The following is a 1,149-nucleotide window of genomic DNA, read 5'->3' as shown; positions in this document are numbered from 1 at the left end:
GTGCAGTGCACGAGAGTCCGGTGGGAGAGATCCGGTGCGAGAAGGGAAAGCCGTGAGCGAGCCGTTTTCCGTCCCTGTGACCGTCCGCCTCGCCGACCGCCGCGTGGAACTCGGCGTAGCGCACCAGGCGGTCTACTGGTGTGCGAGAAATGCCGAAACGCGTGGAGAGTTTCGGTTCCGTCAGGCGCTGATCGAACCCGATGGTCCCGTTGACCAGTTCGGTGCGTAGTTCCCGGTAGACCACCTCACGCAGTGGCTCCGGAGCCGTATTCATCCCTGTCGACATACCTGTATACGCTATTGATCAGGTGTTTCGTCCAGATGTCTTCGGGTTAGAGCTGAGTTACGGCCGCCGCGGAACTTCAGGAGAAGTCGCGCTGAACCCGCAAGGTTCCGATCGTGGTGGCCAGGCCGTCGTACTGAGTGACCAGCAAGGTGAATTCGATCAACCGACGATCGTCGAGATGCTGCGAGAGCGTTCCCCACGTGTTGTCGGTGATGTCCTTGGTGGTGACCAACTCGTCTACCGCAGTCAAGATCGCACGGTGACGCGGACTCAACTCGGAAGCGCCAGGCCCCTCGATGATCCGGGCCAGTTCTTCTGCGTCGATTCCGGCTTTGCGGCCGAGCCTGATGTGGTGATCGATCTCGTAACCGCAGTCCCGCAGATGTGCGACCCGCAGGATGATCAGTTCGGTGTCGTGCCGAGAGATCTTGCCGCCGGGCATGAGTGAGCCGGAGTAGTGGAGCCAACCGCGGAAGAGTCCGCCCGTGCGCCCCAAGGTGCTGAACAGATGCGCATCGGGTGCTCCGGCAGCCTTCGACAGGACACGCCAGATTCCCCAGTTGATCGGACCGAGGTCCTTGAATCGGCCGGGCGGGATGCGGGGGTTCATGCGACTCCACGGATGTGAGAGGGACGGAGGTCGATAGCTCGTTGCGCGATGTGGCGAACCGCAGCGCTGCGGCGGGGCGCGTGTACGCGTGACTTCCGGCCGACGATACCGCGCTCGAACGCGTCGACGGCGTCGGCGACGGTCGTGGTGCCGGCGCTGGCGAGGGTTCCGCGAGCGCCGTCGAACGACAGTGCGGTGGTATCGGTGTCGATGTCGCCGATATACGCGACGCCCACCTTGGTGCCGAGGTGTT

At 63.3% G+C, this 1,149-nt stretch carries 3 protein-coding genes; all 3 read right to left on the bottom strand.

Annotation, left to right across the window (positions count from 1 at the left end; genetic code table 11):
• The coding region (locus ABT116_RS48770) for a GntR family transcriptional regulator (RefSeq protein ID WP_351648013.1) at positions 1 to 286 on the bottom strand (286 nt) is incomplete at its 3' end.
• Between the two features lie 76 nt (positions 287 to 362).
• On the bottom strand, positions 363 to 896 hold the full coding sequence (locus tag ABT116_RS48765; protein WP_298774033.1) for a carboxymuconolactone decarboxylase family protein: 534 nt from the start codon (positions 894 to 896) through the stop codon (positions 363 to 365).
• Positions 893 to 1,149: SDR family oxidoreductase (locus ABT116_RS48760; protein ID WP_351648011.1), on the bottom strand; the 257-nt coding region annotated here is incomplete at its 5' end. The genes ABT116_RS48760 and ABT116_RS48765, both read right to left, overlap by 4 nt.

Origin of the sequence: Streptomyces sp. NPDC002130 (genome assembly GCF_040296465.1) — a bacterium.
In the GTDB taxonomy this organism is placed as follows: Bacteria; Actinomycetota; Actinomycetes; order Streptomycetales; family Streptomycetaceae; genus Streptomyces.
This window is presented reverse-complemented; position numbering and strand designations above follow the sequence as displayed.